This window comes from Sphingopyxis sp., assembly GCF_035686825.1.
Taxonomy (GTDB): domain Bacteria; phylum Pseudomonadota; class Alphaproteobacteria; order Sphingomonadales; family Sphingomonadaceae; genus Sphingopyxis.
This window is the reverse complement of record NZ_DASRYZ010000004.1, coordinates 450724-469114: the sequence shown is the minus strand read 5'-3', so window position 1 is coordinate 469114 and position 18391 is coordinate 450724. Positions and strand designations below refer to the sequence as shown.

The following is an 18391-nucleotide window of genomic DNA, read 5'->3' as shown; positions in this document are numbered from 1 at the left end:
TTTTGGCGCAAATTTGACGCCCGATTTAGGTAAGTATTATTGACCTATCCCGCAATTCGCCCGTGACAGCGCGTTTCGGCCCATGCATTTCGCCTCTCAACGAAGGGGATACTGCATGGCTTCCGAACGCATGCTCCAGTTTGTGGGGCGTGAACAATCCTATCCGGACAAGCGCTCCGCCGAAGAACGCGCGCGCGACTTTCGCGAGATCGCCGAACGTTACGCGGCGCCCGACGCCGACGAACAGGCGGCGCGCTGCTCGCAATGCGGCGTGCCCTATTGCTCGGTCCACTGTCCCTTGCACAATCATATTCCCGACTGGCTGCGGCTGACCGCCGAGGGGCGCCTCCGCGAAGCCTATGAACTGAGCAACGCGACCTCGACGATGCCCGAGATCTGCGGCCGCATCTGTCCGCAGGATCGGCTGTGCGAAGGCAATTGCGTCATCGAGTTCTCGGGCCATGGCGCGGTGACGATCGGCAGCGTCGAGAAATATATCACCGACACCGCCTGGGCCGAGGGCTGGGTCGAGCCGCTGCACGTCGGCGCCGCGACCGGTCAGTCGGTCGGCGTGATCGGCGCGGGTCCCGCGGGCCTGACGGCCGCCGAATATCTGCGCGCGCAGGGGCATGAGGTGCATGTCTATGACCGGCACGACCGCGCGGGCGGCCTCCTCACCTATGGCATCCCGGGATTCAAGCTCGAAAAGGATGTCGTGATGCGCCGCATCGACCGGCTCCAGGAAGGCGGCATCCAGTTCCACCTCGGCTTCGCGGTCGGCGAGGACGCGACGCTCGACGAACTGCGCCAGAAGCATGACGCGATCCTGGTCGCGACGGGCGTCTATAAGGCGCGCGAGATCAACGTCCCCGGCAATGGCGCCGACGGCGTGATCGCCGCGCTCGACTATCTGATCGCGTCGAACCGCAAGAGCTTCGGCGACGAGGTTCCGGCGTTCGACGACGGGCGCCTCGACGCCAAGGGCAAGCATGTCGTCGTCATCGGCGGCGGCGATACCGCGATGGACTGCGTCCGCACCGCCGTCCGTCAGGGCGCGAAATCGGTGAAGTGCCTCTATCGCCGCGACCGCGAGAATATGCCGGGGTCGCAGCGCGAGGTTTCGAACGCCGAGGAAGAAGGCGTCGAGTTCGTCTGGCTTTCGGCCCCCGAAAGCTTCACCGCCGACAAGCATGTGAAGGAAGTCGCGGTCGCGGGCATGCGCCTCGGCGCCCCCGACGCGAGCGGCCGCCGCAGCCCGGAGGCCGATCCCGGCCGCAAGTTCGACGTCCCCGCCGACATGGTGATCAAGGCGCTGGGCTTCGACCCCGAGGAGCTGCCGCACCTGTTCGGCTCGCCCGACCTGTCGGTCACGCGCTGGGGCACTTTGCGCGTCGATCACCAGACGATGATGACCAGTTTGCCGGGTGTCTTTGCGGCAGGCGACATCGTGCGCGGCGCGAGCCTGGTCGTGTGGGGCATCCGCGACGGCCGCGATGTCAGCGAACAGATGGCAAAGTGGTTGAAAGTCAAAGCGAAGAGCGAAAAGAAGGCGGCATGACCAACAGGGGAAGGAATCTATGATGCCGTCGTTCAAATCGATCCTGCTTGCCGGTGCCGTGGCGATGCTGCCGCTGGGCGTGTCCGCCCATGCCGCGCAGCAGGAAGCGCCCGAAGCCGAAGTCATCACCGCCGAAGACGGCAGCGAGACGCCGTTCGACAGCGAGGCTGCCGCCGCCGAGGCGAAGGCCAAGATGCAGCGTGAAATGGACGAGGCGATCGCGCTGATCGAAAAGATGTTCGACACGAGCGACCTGCCGCCGATCGACCCGGCGCGCCTGACGCTGGCGCAGCAGACGACCGCCGCGCTGATCCCGGCCGGCAGCATCGAGAAGATGGTCGACAATCTGTACGGCAAGATGTTCAAGACGATCATGGGCGAGTTCGGCGGTCAGTCGGACCTGCTGCTTTCGATCAAGACCGGCGTCGAAACCGACCAGATCGCCAAGCTCGACGAAGCGACCAAGGGCAAGGTCGCCGACATGTTCGACCCGCATCGCAAGGAACGCGACGAGCAGATCAACCGCGTGATCAAGCCGCTGATCAGCGAAGTGCTGGCCGATATGGAACCGCCGATGCGCGAAGGGCTGGCCAAGGCCTATGCGCGCAAGTTCACCGGCGCGCAGCTCACCGACCTCAACACCTTTCTCGCGACGCCGACGGGCAATCTCTACGCCAGCGAATGGATGGCGTTGCAGGCCGATCCCGAAGTGATGGTCGCGGTGATCAAGGCGGTGCCGCCGCTGGTGACCAAATTCATCGACCGCGCCCCCGAGATCGAGAAGGATCTGAAGGAGCTGCCCAAGGAAAAGCAGCTTTCGGACTTCGACGACAAGGAACTCGGCAAGCTCGCCAAGCTGATGAAGGTCGATGTCAGCGTGCTGAAGGAACAGCGCGACATGTGGAAGACCGACATGGAAGCGACCGACGCGGTCGCGGCCGAAGCCGCCGACGATTATGCGGTCGACGCCGCAGCCGATGTCGCCACCGCGGAAGCGGCCGCCGATGCGGCCGAGGCCGCCGCTGACGCCGCCGTCGCGGTCGAAGCCACCGCATATGATCGCAGCAACTGGTCCGAAGCCGATCGCAAGCGCGTCGAGGAACTGGAAGCCGCCTATATCGAAGCCGAAGCCGCCGCCGTCGAAAAGGCGCGCGAGCGGTTGGACAAGACCCCCTCCGAATAGGCGTCAGCCTATCCCGTCAGGACGAAGATGATGACCCATTACCCCACCCCCGATCACGCGCGGCTCGCGGCCGAAGGCATGTATCGCCCCGACCTTGAATCCGATGCCTGCGGCGTCGGCATGGTGGCGGCGACCGACGGCAAGCCGTCGCGCCGCGTCGTCGAGGCGGCGATCGAGGCGCTGCGTGCCGTGTGGCACCGCGGCGCGGTCGACGCCGACGGCAAGACCGGGGACGGGGCGGGCATCCATGTCGACCTGCCCGTGCGCTTCTTTGACGACGCGATCGCCGCGTCGGGGCACAAGGTGCGCCCGAACCGCCTCGCGGTCGGCATGGTCTTCCTGCCGCGCACCGATCTGGGCGCGCAGGAGGAATGCCGCACGATCGTCGAGTCCGAAATCATCGACGCGGGCTTCACCATCTATGGCTGGCGTCAGGTGCCGGTCGATGTCTCGGTGATCGGCGACAAGGCGCAGCGCACGCGCCCCGAGATCGAGCAGATCATGATCGCGGGGCCGATGCCCGACGAGCAGTCGATCGACGAGTTCGAAAAGCAGCTCTACCTCGTCCGCCGCCGCATCGAGAAGAAGGTGATCGCGGCGCAGATCGCCGACTTTTACGTGTGCAGCCTGTCGGCGCGCTCGATCATCTACAAGGGGCTGTTCCTCGCCGAAAGCCTTGCCGACTTCTTCCCCGACCTCACGAACAAGCTGTTCGAGAGCCGCGTCGCGATATTCCACCAGCGTTATTCGACGAACACCTTCCCGCAATGGTGGCTGGCGCAGCCGTTCCGCTGCCTCGCGCATAATGGCGAGATCAATACGATCCGCGGCAACAAGAACTGGATGAAGAGCCACGAGATCAAGATGGCGAGCCTCGCATTCGGCGAGCATTCGGAAGACATCAAGCCGGTGATCCCCGCGGGCGCGTCGGACACCGCCGCGCTCGACGCGGTGTTCGAGGCGCTCTGCCGCGCCGGCCGCGATGCGCCGACCGCGAAGCTGATCCTCGTGCCCGAAGCGTGGACGACCGAATGCGACGTCCCCGACAACCACCGCGCGATGTATTCGTACCTCGCCAGCGTGATGGAGCCGTGGGACGGTCCCGCCGCGCTCGCGATGACCGACGGCCGCTGGGCGGTCGCGGGCATGGACCGCAACGCGCTGCGTCCGCTGCGCTACACGCTCACCGCCGACAATCTGCTCGTCGTCGGGTCCGAAAGCGGGATGGTGCTGCTGCCCGAAGCGAGCGTGCGCAAGAAGGGCCGCCTTGGCCCGGGCCAGATGATCGCGGTCGATCTCGACGACGGCACGCTTTATGAAGATCTCGCGATCAAGGACAAGATCGCCGACGCCGCCGACTATGCCTCGCGCGTCAAGGGTTTCCGCACGATGGCCGACCTGCCCAAGGGCGGCAAGTCGAGCCTGCCCGCATGGGACCGGCAGGAATTGCTCCGCCGCCAGGTCGCCGCCGGGCTGACCATGGAAGATATGGAGCTGATCCTGAGCCCCATGGTCGAGGATGCGAAGGAAGCGATCGGGTCGATGGGCGACGACACGCCGCTCGCGGTCATTTCCGACAAGCCGCGCCACGTCGCGCAATTCTTTCGCCAGAACTTCAGCCAGGTCACCAATCCGCCGATCGACTCTCTGCGCGAACGGCATGTGATGAGCCTGAAGACGCGCTTCGCCAACCTTGCCAACATCCTCGACGAAAAGGGGCAGAGCGATCATGTGCTCGTGATCGACAGCCCCGTGCTCGTCGGCGAGGATTGGGACCGGCTGCGCGCCTATTTCGGCGATGCGGTTGCCGACATCGATTGCACTTTTGCCGCCGGCGGCGATGCCTCGACGCTACGCGAGGCGATCGCGCGCGTCCGCCGCGAGGCCGAGGATGCGGTGCGCGCGGGGCGTTCGGAACTGTTCCTGAGTGACCAGAGTATCGGCGAGGGCCGCGTCGGCATGGCGATGGTGCTTGCCGCCGCCGCCGTCCATACGCACCTCGTGCGCAAGGGGTTGCGCAGCTACGCCTCGATCAACGTGCGGTCGGCCGAGGTGCTCGACACCCATGCCTTTGCCGTGCTCGTCGGCGTCGGTGCGACCACCGTCCACGCCTATCTGGCCGAAGCGGCGATTGCCGACCGGCAGGCGCGCGGGCTGTTCGGCGAACTGAGCCTCGACGATTGCCGCCTGCGCTTCCGCAAGGCGATCGACGACGGGCTGCTCAAGATCCTTGCCAAGATGGGGATCGCGGTGATCTCCTCCTATCGCGGCGGTTATAATTTCGAGGCGGTGGGGCTGAGCCGCGCGCTCGTCAACGACCTCTTCCCCGGCATGCCGGCGAAGATTTCGGGCGAGGGCTATCAGTCGCTGTTCATCAACGCGACCGAGAAGCATGAGGCGGCGTTCGATGCGCGCGTCACCACCCTCCCCATCGGCGGCTTCTATCGCCAGCGTGCGGGGGGCGAGGCGCACGCCTATTCGGCGCAGCTGATGCACTTGCTCCAGACCGCGGTCGCGACCGACAGCTATTCGACCTATCTGCAATTCGCGCGCGGGGTCGCCGACCTGCCGCCGATTTACCTGCGCGATCTGATGGAGTTCAACTATCCGGCGCAGGGCGTCGCGCTCGACAGCGTCGAGGCGATCACCGAAATCCGCAAGCGTTTCGTCACCCCGGGGATGTCGCTCGGCGCGCTGTCGCCCGAGGCGCACGAGACGCTGGCGATCGCGATGAACCGCATCGGCGCGAAGGCGGTGTCGGGCGAGGGCGGCGAAGCGAGCGAACGCTATCGCCCCTATGCCAATGGCGACAATGCCAACAGCAACATCAAGCAGATCGCGAGCGGCCGCTTCGGCGTCACCGCCGAATATCTCGGCGCGTGCGACGAGATCGAGATCAAGGTCGCGCAGGGCGCCAAGCCCGGCGAAGGCGGCCAGCTTCCGGGCTTCAAGGTCACCGAGTTCATCGCGCGGCTGCGCCATGCGACGCCGGGGGTGACGCTGATCTCGCCGCCGCCGCACCACGACATCTATTCGATCGAGGATCTGGCGCAGCTGATCTATGATTTGAAGCAGATCAATCCGAAGGCGCGTGTGTGCGTGAAGCTGGTGTCCAGCGCGGGGATCGGAACGGTGGCGGCGGGCGTCGCGAAGGCGCATGCCGACGTCATCCTCGTCGCGGGGAACACCGGTGGGACCGGGGCGTCGCCCCAAACCAGCGTCAAATATGCCGGCACGCCGTGGGAAATGGGGCTGAGCGAGGTCAATCAGGTGCTCACGCTCAACGGCCTGCGTCACCGTATCCGCCTGCGCACCGATGGCGGGCTCAAGACCGGGCGCGACATCGTGATTGCCGCCATTTTGGGGGCCGAGGAGTTCGGCATCGGGACGTTGAGCCTCGTCGCGATGGGCTGCATCATGGTGCGCCAGTGCCACTCGAACACCTGCCCCGTCGGCGTGTGCACGCAGGACGAAAAGCTGCGCCAGAAGTTTACGGGGTCGCCCGAGAAGGTCATCAATCTGATGACGTTCATCGCCGAGGAAGTGCGCGAGATATTGGCGAAGCTCGGCGTCACGAGCCTCGACGAGGTGATCGGCCGCACCGAATTGCTGCGTCAGGTCAGCCGCGGCGCGGAACATCTCGACGACCTCGATCTGAACCCGATCCTCGCCAAGGTCGACGCGCCCGACGATCAGCGCCGTTCGCAGGGGCCCAGCTTCCGCAACCCGGTGCCCGACAGCCTCGACGCGCAGATTTTGAGCGATGCGAAGCCGTTGTTCGAACGCGGCGAGCGCATGCAGCTGACCTATAACGTCCGCAACACGCACCGCGCCGTTGGCACGCGCCTGTCGGCCGAGGTCACCGCGCGCTTCGGGATGAAGGGGCTCGCCGACGACCATGTGCAGGTGCGGCTGCGCGGCACCGCGGGGCAGTCCTTGGGCGCCTTCCTGTGCCAGGGCGTGACGCTCGAAGTGTTCGGCGACGCCAACGACTATGTCGGCAAGGGCCTGTCGGGCGGGCGCATCATCGTGCGCCCGACGGTGTCGAGCCCGCTGGTGAGCCAGCACAACAGCATCGTCGGCAACACCGTCCTTTATGGCGCGACCGCGGGCACGCTGCTCGCGGCGGGTCAGGCGGGCGAGCGTTTTGCGGTCCGCAACTCGGGCGCGCGCGTCGTCGTCGAGGGCTGCGGCGCCAACGGCTGCGAATATATGACCGGCGGCACCGCGGTGATCCTTGGCCCCGTCGGATCGAACTTCGGCGCGGGCATGACCGGCGGCATGGCGTTCATCCTCGACACCGACGAGCAGTTCGAGCGCCGCGTGAACGGCGAATCGATCGTCTGGCAGCGGCTCGCGAGCGGCCATTGGGAAGCGGTGCTCAAGGAACTGGTCGAAGAACATGCCAAGGCGACGGGCAGCAAATGGTCGGCCGAAGTGCTCGCCGACTGGGACCGCTGGCGGACGCGTTTCTGGCAGGTGTGCCCGAAGGAAATGCTGAGCCGCCTGACGCATTCGCTAAACGAGGAAGAGGTCGAGGTGGTCGCGGCGGAGTAGATATTCGTCGCCCCCGCGAAGGCGGGGGCCGCCATCGGCCTTGCGCCGTATCTCCAGCGGCCCCCGCCTTCGCGGGGGCGACGGTTAGACGCGTCCTTGCATCGGTCCGCCGCAAGGCATGATATGTTCACCCCAGCGAAAGCGTCTTTGGGCTAAAGACACCGCCTTACTGCACCCCCTCGTCCCTCGAAAGGACCGAGTCATGACCCGTCTCGCCCTCATCGCCCTCCCCCTCGCCGCGCTCGCGGCGCCGCTGCCCGCGGCCGCCAGCGAGATGAACGACACCGTCGCCGTGCTCAACGATCCCGTCGCGCAGGACCGGATGGCCGAAACGATCACCGCGATGGTCGGCGCGCTGATGCAGATGCAGGTCGGCCCGCTCGCGCGGGCGATGGCGCAAGTCGATCCCGAGTCCGACGCCGCCTATATTCCGCCCGACGCGACGCTCGGCGAAGTGACGGGGCGCGATCCCTATTATGCCGAACGCATGGGCGACGATGTCCGCGCGACGACGCGCATGGCGGGCCATGCCGCGGCGGCGCTCGCGGCTTATGCGCCGGTGCTCAAAGACATGGCACGCGACCTTGCCGCGCAGTGGGAACGCGAGCGCGCCGACGCGCGACGCTAGATTTAGCTTCCGTGCCCCTGCGAAGGCAGGGGCCCATCTTCCGAAGGTCGAATATCAAGCCGACGGTGGTTGAGACCGCGACGGCAGGAGATGGGCCCCTGCCTTCGCAGGGGCACGTTGAGGGTTGAATACCCATCCATAGCCGTTGCGCGCGACGCCTCGCTGCCGCTATGCCGGACTTATGTGGCAACTCTATCAATTCCCGCTCTGTCCCTTTTCGCGCAAGGTCCGCCTTTTGCTGGGCGAAAAGGGTGTCGGATATGAATTGGTGCGCGAATCGCCGTGGGAGCGCCGCGACGAATTCATCGATCTCAATCCGGCGGGCCGCACCCCCGTGATGGTCGATCAGGCGCGCGGCCAGGTGCTGATCGACAGCATGGCGATCGCCGAATATTTCGAGGAGACGGTCGAAGGCAAGGCGATGATCAACGGCACCGCGGCGAACCGCGCCGAGATCCGCCGGCTGACCGCCTGGTTCGACCATGATTTCTATTATGAAGTCACCGGCCCCTTGCTGTTCGAGCGGATGCAGAAGCGCATCGTCCACCGCCAGCCGCCCGACGGCGGCGCGCTGCGCGAGGCGATGAAGGCGGCGAACAACCATCTCGACTATGTCGATTATCTGATCGACCACCGCACCTGGCTCGCCGGCGCGACGATGAGCCTCGCCGACCTGGCCGCGGCGGCGCATATCTCGGTCGCCGACTATCTGGGCGGCATCGACTGGACGGGGCACGAGCAGACCAAGGGCTGGTATTCGGGCCTGAAGTCGCGCCCGAGTTTCCGCCCCTTGCTGGCGGAGCGGATGGAGATCGTGTCGCCGCCGAAATATTATGAGGATGTGGACTTCTGACAAATAAACGTCGCCCCCGCGAGGCGGGGGCGACGGGCTAGTCAGCAGCTCTTATATTTCCAATTGCGGTCCTTGCCCTCGGCGACCTGCGCGACGATCGTTTCGATGCGTTTGACGCGCGTTTCCTCGCGCTTCGCCTCGAGCACCCATTCGATATAGTCGCGCCGCTTGCCGGGGGAAAACGCATTCCAATGGCCTTGCGCCGCGACATGGGCCTTCAGCGCCGCGCCGAGATCGTCGGGCAGGTCGAGCGCCGGCTTGGGTTTCGGCGCCGGGCGCTTAGGCTTGCCCTCGGCGCAGAGCGCCGCCGCCTTCCTGATATAATCCGCCATCGCCTTGTCGTCCGGCAGGTCGGCAAGCGACGCGAGCCGCCCCATGCTGCCCATCGCGCCGGTGTCGCGCGGCGAGCCCGTGACTTCCTCGTCGCGCCAGAAGCCGAAGGTCGCATGTTCCTTGAACGCCGCCATGCCCGCAAGATTCTGGCCGTTCAGCACGAAATGGGGGACACCCCATTTCAGCGTTTCTTCCGAACCCGGCGCATGTTTGTGCACAAGCTCGCGCAGATGGTTCAGGATCGGCTGCGCGAAGGCTTGCCGCTTCGCGATATAGGCGTCGATGCGCGGGTCGCGGGTCAGGCCGGCCACCGCGCCGCGACCAGATAGTTGAGCGCCTCGCTGCCGCCGAGCTTGAAGCCCTTGGCGGCGGAGGGCGACAGGCCGGTGCGGTCGATGACCTCGAGCCCCGCACCTTCGAGCAGTTTTGTCAGCTCCTCGGGCTTCAGAAACTGGTCCCAGTCGTGCGTCCCGCGCGGCACCGCGCCGACGCGCTCGGCCGCCTCGACGAGCAGCAGCTTCGACAGCATCGTCCGGTTCGGCGTCGACAGGATCATCAACCCGCCGGGCGCAAGCCGCGCCGCGAGTTCGCCGATAAAGGCCGCTGGATCGGTGACATGCTCGACCACTTCCATCGAGGTGACAAGGTCGAAGGTCGCGGGCGGCAGCGCGGACAGTTCGCCCGCAAAATAGCTGATCGCGAGCCCCTGCCCCGCGGCATGATCCCTGGCCGCCGCGATATTCTCGGGCGCCGCATCGACGCCGGTGACCTTCGCGCCCATCCGCGCGAGCGGTTCGGCGAGCAACCCCGCACCGCAACCGACGTCGAGCGCGCTGCGCCCGGCAAGCGCATGGCGCTCGCGCGCGTCGACCTGCCAATGCGCGTCGATGCGGTCGCGAATATAGGTAAGCCGCACCGGGTTGAGCTTGTGCAGCATCGCCGACGAACCGTGCGGGTCCCACCAGTCGGCGGCGAGCGCGCCGAAATGGGCGGCTTCGTGCGGGTTGATCGTGGCGGCACTCATGCCGCCGATTTGCCACCGCCGCCATTTTGGCGCAAGAAAATTACCTCGCAGCATGGATATTCGACGGAAAACCCTGTTTCGGTTTCCCCTCGCCAAGAAAATATATCCCGACGGGATAATCGCCGCCTTGCCATCGCCCTCCCCCTTCCGTAACGACGCGAGCGCCGCGGAAATGCTAGGAAAAGTCGCGGCGGAAACCAGATTCAGGAAAGCGGGGCGACATGGCGCGGATCGTGATGAAATTCGGGGGCACGTCGATGGCGGGCACCGAGCGGATTCGCACCGTGGCGAAGCTCGTCGCGCGCGAAGTCGCGCAGGGCAACGAGGTCGCGGTCGTCGTCTCCGCAATGGCAGGCGAGACCGACCGGCTTGTCAATTTCTGCCGCGAGGCGAACCCGCGCTACGACCCCGCCGAATATGACGTCGTCGTCGCGGCGGGCGAACAGGTGACGTCGGGCCTGCTCGCGCTGACCCTGCAGGCGATGGGCACGCCGGCGCGCAGCTGGCTCGGCTGGCAGCTGCCGATCCGTACCGAGGAAGCGCACGCGCGCGCGCGCATCATCGACATCGACACCGGCGCGCTGACCGCCGCGATGGGACGCGGCGAGGTCGCGGTGATCCCGGGCTTTCAGGGCATGATGGACGACGGCCGCGTCGCGACGCTCGGCCGCGGCGGATCGGACACCAGCGCGGTCGCCGTGGCGGCGGCGGTGAAGGCCGACCGCTGCGACATCTATACCGACGTCGACGGCGTCTACACCACCGATCCGCGCATCGTCGCGCGCGCACGCAAGCTCGACTATGTCACCTATGAGGAAATGCTCGAACTCGCGAGCGTCGGCGCCAAGGTGCTCCAGACGCGCTCGGTCGGGCTCGCGATGAAGATGGGCGTGCGCGTGCAGGTGCTCTCGAGCTTCGTCGAGGGCGACGAGGCTCCCGCAAAAGGCACGATGATCGTCAGCGACGAGGAAATAGAGGAACATCAGATGGAACGGCAGCTGATCACCGGCATCGCCCACGACAAGAATGAAGCGAAGATCATCGTCACGCGCGTTCCCGACAAGCCGGGCGCGGTCGCAAACATCTTTGGCCCGCTCGCCGCGGCGGGAATCAACGTCGACATGATCATCCAGAATGTCGGCCGCGAAAAGGGCGAGACCGACGTGACCTTCACCGTCCCCGGTGTCGACCTGCTGCGCTCGATCGACCTGCTCGAAGGCGCGAAGGACAAGATCGGCTTCAACCGCATCATCAGCGACGACAAGGTCGCGAAGATCAGCGTCGTCGGCGTCGGCATGAAGAGCCATGCGGGCGTCGCGAGCACAATGTTCCGCGCATTGGCCGATCGCGGCATCAACATCCAGGCGATCTCGACCAGCGAGATCAAGGTCAGCGTGCTGATCGACGAGGATGAAACCGAACTCGCGGTGCGCGTCCTCCACACCGCCTACGGGCTCGACGCGGACTAATTACTCCGCCGCGAACGGCTGCAGTTCGCCGCTTGCGCGGCGGCGCAGCCGTGCCTGCGTGATGACGTGCACGACCGCGATGTGGACCGCGAACAGGCCGAATTTCGACGCGAGCGGAAAGATGCCGATGAACAGCGGCCACCATGCGGTGAAGAAGAGCGCGATGACGAGGTTCAGCGCCGCGCTTGTGAACATCAGCGCCGCCCAGATCATGCCGAAGCGATCCATCACATCGCCGACGATCGCGAGCTGTTCGGGCGGGATATAGCGGTTGAGCCAGCCCTTGCGCAGCATCACGCTGCCGACGATCAGATAGACGATCGTCGGCTTCGCCATCACGAAGCGCGGATCGCCGGTGAACAAGGTCGCAGCGGCGGTGAAGAGCACCGAGGCGAGGCTGATCCATTGCAGCGCCGCGACCTTTTTTCTGCGCGCGAGCTCATAACCGACGACGCCGAGCGCGACGACGGTGCCCGCGATCGTTGCGGGAACGATCCCCGCCCCCGCAACCAGCAGCACCGCGAAGACGAGCACACCGAGCGAGTCGAACAGCATCGGCCCGATGGCATAAAGCAAGGTTTTCATCCGCCTGTCCTTTCCGACTCAATGTTATCGACGTAAACATTGGCAGGAGCAGATTGCGAGGTCAAGTAGAAATTTACAGTGTTAACATGCGCGCGGGTTGCAAATATCCGCCGGAGTTGCGAAATCGCGCATCGAGAGCGGGCTTGGGAAGCGGCCCAAGGGAGGCGGAGAATCCGATGCGAATCGAAGGCGATTATGCGAAAGACGGTTATGCGACGATCCGGGGCCTGGTCCCGCCGGAGGTCGCCGCAAATCTCTTCCGGCAATTGGAGATCGACCTTGCCGGCGCGGGGAAATCCTTCGGGACCTTTGCCAAGTCGCACCCCCTCTCGAACCAATCGACGGTCGACATCTCGGGCCATTTCTACCGGCCACTGACGACCTTCCTCTGGGGCCTCACGCCGATCGTCGAAGAGCTCACCGGGGCGGACCTGCTGCCCAGCTACGATTATTTTCGTATCTATCGGAAGGACGATATCTGCCGCGTCCATTCGGACCGCCCATCGTGCGAACATAGCGTGTCACTGACGCTCGCTTATAGCGACGATCTGCCTTGGCCGCTCGAAGTCGGCTCGGTCCGCGTCGATGGCGAGGGGCCGTGCGTCGACGATTTCGGCGACGAACCCTTTACCGCGGTCGCGATGCAGCCGGGCGATGCGGTCCTCTATCGCGGTATCGACCTGCGCCACGGGAGAACGCAGCCCAACCCCAACCATTGGTCCGCGCACCTCTTTCTGTTCTGGGTCGAACGCGGCGGCGAATTCGAGCAGCACGCCTTCGATGAGCAACGCCTCAGATCGGAATTGAAGCGGGTCAGCAATCTGGCGACCTGAGCCGGCCATCTGCCCCCAAAAAAGGACCCGCCCCCAGGCCCATGTCCCCGGGAGCGGGCCCGCGACCCGTCGTCTTTTGCGGCCGCCGCTGCCCGCGCGGCATGATGCGCGGGCAGCGGCGCCAGAAGATCAGGCGAGGTCGAAACGGTCGGCGTTCATCACCTTGGTCCACGCCTTGACGAAGTCCTTGACGAACTTCTCTTCATGCCCGCTTTCGGCATAGACCTCGGCCACCGCGCGCAGCTCCGAGTTCGAGCCGAAGATCAGATCGGCGCGGGTCGCGCGCCAGGTCTCGCCGCCGCCCTTGCGATCGGTGGCGACATATTCCTGGTCGTCCGAACCATCGACCGCCTTCCAGACATTGGTCATGTCGAGCAGGTTGACGAAATAGTCGTTGGTCAGCTGGCCCGAGCGCTTGGTGAAATGGCCGTGGCCGCGCTCGCCATGATTGGCACCGAGGACGCGGAGCCCCCCGATCAGCACGGTCATCTCGGGAACCGACAGGCCGAGCAGCGAGGCGCGATCGAGCATCATCTCCTCGGTCTTCACCGCGAGCTTCTTCTTGCCGAGATAGTTGCGGAACGCGTCGGCCTCGGGCTCCATCACCGCGAAGCTGTCGGCGTCGGTCTGCTCGTCGGTCGCGTCGCCGCGGCCGCCGGTGAAGGGCACCGCGACGTTGAAGCCCGCATCCTTGATCGCTTTCTCGAGGCCGACGACGCCGCCGAGGACGATCGCGTCGGCCATCGACAGGTTGCCGCGCAGACCATCGAGCGTCCCCAGCACCTTGGCGAGCATCGCGGGTTCGTTGACCTCCCAGTCCTTTTGCGGCGCGAGGCGGACGCGCGCGCCGTTGGCGCCGCCGCGGAAGTCGGACTTGCGATAGGTGCTCGCCGAAGCCCAGGCGGTCTTGATCAGCTGGCTGACCGTGAGGCCGCTACCCGCGATCTTGTCCTTCACCGCCTTGACGTCGGCGTCCGACGGCTTGCTGCCCGCGGGGATCGGATCCTGCCAGATCAGGTCCTCGGCGGGCACTTCGGGGCCGAGGTAGCGGACCTTCGGCCCCATGTCGCGGTGCGTCAGCTTGAACCAGGCGCGCGCGAAGGCGTCCTTGAACGCTTCATGGTCGCTGCGGAATTTTTCGCTAATCTTGCGGAGTTCCGGATCGACCTTCAGCGCCATGTCGGCGGTCGTCATCATCGTCGGCACCTTCTTGGACGAGTCCCAGGCCGCGGGGGCCATATCCTCTTCCTTCTGGTTCACCGGCTGCCATTGCTGCGCGCCCGCGGGCGATTTCACCAGTTCATATTCGTAGTCGAGGAGCAGGCGGAAATAATTCTCGCTCCATTCGGTGGGCGTGTTGACCCAGGCCCCTTCGAGGCCGCTGGTCACCGCATGTTCGCCGACGCCGCTTTCGTTGCTGCTGACCCAGCCGAAGCCCTGCGCGACGAGATCGCCGCCCGCGGGCGCGTTGCCGAGTTTGGACGCATCGCCATTGCCATGCGCCTTGCCGAACGTGTGGCCGCCGGCGGTCAGCGCGACGGTCTCTTCATGGTCCATCGCCATCCGCTCGAACGTCGCCTTGATGTCGCGCGCCGACTGAAGCGGATCGGGATTGCCGCCCGGCCCTTCGGGATTGACGTAGATCAGCCCCATCTGGATCGCGGCGAGCGGCCCTTCGAGTTCGTGCATGCCATGTTCGGGGGCGATGCGCGTCTGGACGCCCTGGTTCACCCATTTGTCCTCGCTGCCCCAATAGATGTCGCGCTCGGGCTCGAACACGTCGGCGCGGCCGCCGCCGAAGCCGAACACCGGGCCGCCCATGCTTTCGATCGAGACATTGCCGGCGAGGATGAACAGGTCGGCCCAGCTGATCTTGTTGCCATATTTCTGCTTGATCGGCCAAAGCAAGCGGCGCGCCTTGTCGAGATTGCCGTTGTCGGGCCAGCTGTCGAGCGGCGCGAAACGCTGCTGCCCGCTGTTGGCGCCGCCGCGGCCGTCGGCGGTGCGATAGGTGCCCGCGGCGTGCCACGCCATGCGGATGAAGAAGGGGCCGTAATGACCATAGTCGGCCGGCCACCAGGGCTGGCTGTCGGTCATCAGCGCGGTCAGGTCGTCCTTCAGCGCCTGATAGTCGAGCGACTTGAACGCCTTCGCATAATCGAAATCGTCGCCGAGCGGGTTCGAGGAGCCGTTGGGGTTGAGGATCTCGGTCGCCAGCATTTCGGGCCACCAGTCCTTGTTGGTGCGGCCGAGCAGCGCGCGAACGCCCCCGGGCTGATGGACGGGGCAGCCGCCGGCGGGATCGATGGGGGTGGGGTCGTTCATGCAGTCTCTCCTCGTTTATTTGTTATGGAATGCCGTATCGGGGCGCCGCGGAATGACGGGCGCATGACGCGAGCGACGGGGGTCGCTGGCGGACGGCCGGCATGGGCGGGCGTCGAGTCGATGGCGCCATCCTTTCGTTCTGACCGGGGAAGGATAGGCCGCGCTTCCCCATCGACATAACCGAATAAGCTGAATTCAGTCATCGAATGAACCGATCAAGCGCGCGAGAGTTGCCGCGAAAAAGGGGCGCCCATCCCGCACCCGCCACGCCCCGGCTACAGGGAGGAACATCTGCCTGGCCTGAGGGTTGGTCGAATGTCGCGGCATGATGGCATGACGCGGCAAAAGGAGATGGAAAGTGGCTAACAACCCCAACCCGAACCAGCAGAACCAGAAGAATCCGCAGGCTGATCGCGACGAGGAACAACGCCGCCAGCAGCAACAGCAGGGCGGTCAGGATCGCCAGCAAGGCGGTCAGCGGTCCGACCAGGATCGCAACAAGAACCCGCAGCAGCGCTGACCAGCAGCCTGCATGAGAAAGGGCGGCCCCCCATATCTTTTTGGGCGGGCCGCCCTTTTCTTTTGCGGGTAAGGGACGATCAGAAGCTGGCCTTGATCGTTCCGCCCCAGGTTCGCGGATCGCCCGGCAAGCCGGTAATCAGGCCGGTATTGCCCGGTCCGACGCTCAGTTGCTCGAGATAATTCCGGTCGAACGCGTTGCGCACCCAGCCAAAGATGTCGAGGCCGCTTTCGGTCCGGAAACCGGCGCGGAAGTTCGAAAGCGAGTAGCCCTCGATCCAGGTGTAGGCCGACGGCGACGGGTTCGACGACCAGTCCGACCGGTAGCTTCCGTCATAACCGAGATAGAATTGGCCATCCTGCCCGAACAGGCTGGACTCGGCATTGGCCTCCGCCCCGAAGGAAAAGGCCCATTTCGACACGCCGGGCAGACGCTGCCCCGAAATGTCGCAATTCGGCGCGCTGGCGGTCCCCCCCGACAGTTCGGGCGGGCACGGCGCATCGACGAAGCTTTCATATTTGGCATCGGTATAGGCGCCATTCGCATAGGCACGGAATCGCTCGCTCGGTCGCACCGAGAAGTCGAATTCGACGCCCTGCGTGCGGACCTTGCCCGCATTGGCCAGATAGCCGCGGAGCACGCCGAACTGACCGTTGTTCACATTGGCCTGGAAATTCTTGATGTCGGTGCGAAACGCGCTGAGATTGAAGGTCGCCCGCCGATCCCAAAACTCGGCTTTCACCCCCGCCTCATAATGATCGACCGATTCGGGTTTCACCGTCGCGGCGGCGAGGATCGGGTCGCCGTCGGCGCCGTTCGGCACACCATTCTGGTTGATGCCGCCCGATTTGAACGTCTTCGCATAGGTCGCATAGAAGAGCAGGTCGTTCGCCGCCTTCCACGTCGCCGTCAAATCGTAGCTGAAATTCCAGTCGCTGAACGACGGCGCATATTCCTGCGGCGTGAACACGCCGAGCCGGGCGGCCGATACCGCATCGGTCAGGTCCGCCGTCACCGGCGAACCATCGCCGGCAAAGACGAGGCGTTGGTAGTAGCCGTCCTTCTTGTCATAATTCACGCGGACGCCGGGCTGGATCGTCAGCTGATCGGTGACCTTCCAGCTCAGCTGCCCGAACAGCGCCGCGCTGGTGTTTTTGAGATATTGCGTGTTGATCGCGGTCAGGCCGTCGAGCACCGAGGGATCGTTCGACAGCGGGTTCGACGGATTGATCGTCCAGCGGCTCGACGCTGGGCCATGGCCTTCGGTGCCCTGCGTGTCAATACGCTGGTAATAATAGAAGCCGCCGATGACGAAATCGAAGCGATCGCCGGTGTAATTATAGCGCAGTTCCTGCGTATATTGATCCTGCTGCGACGGGTTCTGCGACCTGGTGACGATCGGCAGGCCGGTGAAGTCCCGGTCGTTTTCGGGCTGCCAGTCCCAATAGCGCCACGCGGTCACCGAGGTCAGCGTGCCCGGCCCGACGTCCCATTTGACGCGCAGCGACGCGCCGCCGATTTCGTTGCCCGCATTGAGGTTCGCATCGAGGTCGGTGAGCCGGTCATATGGATTCTCGCTCGGGAAGGCATAGCCCTGCGCCGCCGCGAGCGCGGCGAACTGGCGGTTCAGCGGCCGCTGCGTCTCACCGGTGCGGACGAAGACCGAGCCGCAGCACACCGCCTCTTGCCGGTTCCAGTCGCCGGCGAGCGTGATGTCGAGATTGTCGGTCGGCCGCCAGAGCAATTGGCCGCGGATGCCGATATTGTCCTGGCTCTGGATATAGCGGTCGGTCGTGACATTGTAGATCGTGCCGCGGCGGCTGGTCGACGAAACCGCGATGCGCGCCGCGAGCTGGTCGGACAGCGGCCCCGAGATCGCGGCCTTCGCCTGTTTGAAATCGAGATTGCCGATGCTGACCTCGGCCTTGCCTTCGAAATCGAAGGTCGGCTGGTTGGTCGTGATGTTGATCGCGCCGGCGGTCGTGTTCTTGCCGTAAAGCGTGCCCTGCGGCCCGCGCAGCACTTCGATCTGCGCGACGTCGAGGAAGTCGAAGGTCGAAGAGGCGACGCGCGAATAATAGACGTCGTCGACATAGATACCGACGCCCTGTTCGATGCCGTCGTTGGTCAGGCCGAAGGGCGCACCGATGCCGCGGATGTTGACCGCTGTGTTGCGCGGGTTCGACGAGTAGAATTGCAGCGTCGGGGTGAGCTGGGTCAGCCGGCCGACATTGAAGCTGCCCGTATTGTCGATTTGTTCGCCGTCGACGACCGAGATGGCGATCGGCACGTCCTGCGCGGTTTCCTGACGGCGGCGCGCGGTGACGATGATCTCGCCGCCGTAGCTTCCGCCCTCGACCTGCGTCGCGGCGTCATCGGCGGCGGCGGTGTCGTCGGCGGTTTCCGCGGCGGCGGCGGGCGATGCGGCGAACGCCAGAGCCAGAGAAAGCGTGAAGAGGCTGGCCGGAACGCGCCGGCGGACAGACGGGTATTTTGCGGTCATGACAATTTCCTGTTGCAAGA

Annotated in this window: 13 protein-coding genes; 8 read left to right on the top strand and 5 right to left on the bottom strand. The window is 65.2% G+C overall.

The features are described 5' to 3' along the window. The first annotated feature begins 115 nt into the window (after nucleotides 1–115). From VFG17_RS10985 to VFG17_RS10965, 5 genes are all read left to right on the top strand, one after another. On the top strand, nucleotides 116–1558 hold the full coding sequence (locus VFG17_RS10985) for an NAD(P)-dependent oxidoreductase (RefSeq protein ID WP_325029503.1): 1443 nt from the start codon (nucleotides 116–118) through the stop codon (nucleotides 1556–1558). 22 nt (nucleotides 1559–1580) lie between these two features. Next, nucleotides 1581–2741: a DUF2059 domain-containing protein gene (locus VFG17_RS10980; protein ID WP_325029502.1), complete on the top strand. Its 1161-nt coding sequence runs from the start codon at nucleotides 1581–1583 to the stop codon at nucleotides 2739–2741. Nucleotides 2742–2768: 27 nt separating this feature from the next. After that, on the top strand, nucleotides 2769–7298 hold the full coding sequence (gene gltB, locus VFG17_RS10975) for a glutamate synthase large subunit (protein WP_325029501.1): 4530 nt from the start codon (nucleotides 2769–2771) through the stop codon (nucleotides 7296–7298). A gap of 202 nt (nucleotides 7299–7500) precedes the next feature. Next, entirely contained in the window at nucleotides 7501–7926 is a 426-nt protein-coding gene (locus tag VFG17_RS10970; RefSeq protein WP_325029500.1) for a hypothetical protein, read from the top strand. 181 nt (nucleotides 7927–8107) lie between these two features. Further along, a complete protein-coding gene (locus VFG17_RS10965) occupies nucleotides 8108–8779 on the top strand; it encodes a glutathione S-transferase family protein (protein ID WP_325029499.1) in 672 nt (223 codons plus the stop codon). A gap of 41 nt (nucleotides 8780–8820) precedes the next feature. Here the strand turns inward: VFG17_RS10965 and VFG17_RS10960 are convergent, their stop codons facing one another. Next, entirely contained in the window at nucleotides 8821–9423 is a 603-nt protein-coding gene (locus tag VFG17_RS10960; protein ID WP_325029498.1) for a YdeI/OmpD-associated family protein, read from the bottom strand. Next, nucleotides 9411–10136: a bifunctional 2-polyprenyl-6-hydroxyphenol methylase/3-demethylubiquinol 3-O-methyltransferase UbiG gene (ubiG, locus tag VFG17_RS10955; protein WP_325029497.1), complete on the bottom strand. Its 726-nt coding sequence runs from the start codon at nucleotides 10134–10136 to the stop codon at nucleotides 9411–9413. The genes VFG17_RS10960 and ubiG overlap by 13 nt, the downstream gene beginning before the upstream one ends. Before the next feature lie 221 nt (nucleotides 10137–10357). Here ubiG and VFG17_RS10950 point away from each other — a divergent pair, with 221 nt between their 5' ends. Further along, nucleotides 10358–11605, top strand: coding sequence for an aspartate kinase (locus VFG17_RS10950; protein ID WP_325029496.1), 1248 nt, complete (start codon nucleotides 10358–10360; stop codon nucleotides 11603–11605). Here the strand turns inward: VFG17_RS10950 and VFG17_RS10945 are convergent, their stop codons facing one another. Then, on the bottom strand, nucleotides 11606–12190 hold the full coding sequence (locus tag VFG17_RS10945; RefSeq protein ID WP_325029495.1) for an inner membrane-spanning protein YciB: 585 nt from the start codon (nucleotides 12188–12190) through the stop codon (nucleotides 11606–11608). Between the two features lie 176 nt (nucleotides 12191–12366). Between VFG17_RS10945 and VFG17_RS10940 the strand changes: the two genes are divergently transcribed. After that, nucleotides 12367–13023, top strand: coding sequence for a hypothetical protein (locus VFG17_RS10940; protein WP_325029494.1), 657 nt, complete (start codon nucleotides 12367–12369; stop codon nucleotides 13021–13023). 129 nt (nucleotides 13024–13152) lie between these two features. Here the strand turns inward: VFG17_RS10940 and katG are convergent, their stop codons facing one another. After that, complete coding sequence (katG, locus tag VFG17_RS10935; protein ID WP_325029493.1) at nucleotides 13153–15348, bottom strand: catalase/peroxidase HPI; 2196 nt, start codon at nucleotides 15346–15348, stop codon at nucleotides 13153–13155. A gap of 358 nt (nucleotides 15349–15706) precedes the next feature. On the opposite strand from katG, the gene VFG17_RS10930 reads away from it, so the two are divergent. Continuing rightward, a complete protein-coding gene (locus VFG17_RS10930) occupies nucleotides 15707–15868 on the top strand; it encodes a hypothetical protein (RefSeq protein ID WP_325029492.1) in 162 nt (53 codons plus the stop codon). A 79-nt stretch (nucleotides 15869–15947) separates the two neighbouring features. Here VFG17_RS10930 and VFG17_RS10925 read toward each other — a convergent pair whose 3' ends face one another. Beyond that, entirely contained in the window at nucleotides 15948–18371 is a 2424-nt protein-coding gene (locus tag VFG17_RS10925) for a TonB-dependent receptor (protein ID WP_325029491.1), read from the bottom strand. Nucleotides 18372–18391: the final 20 nt, after the last annotated feature.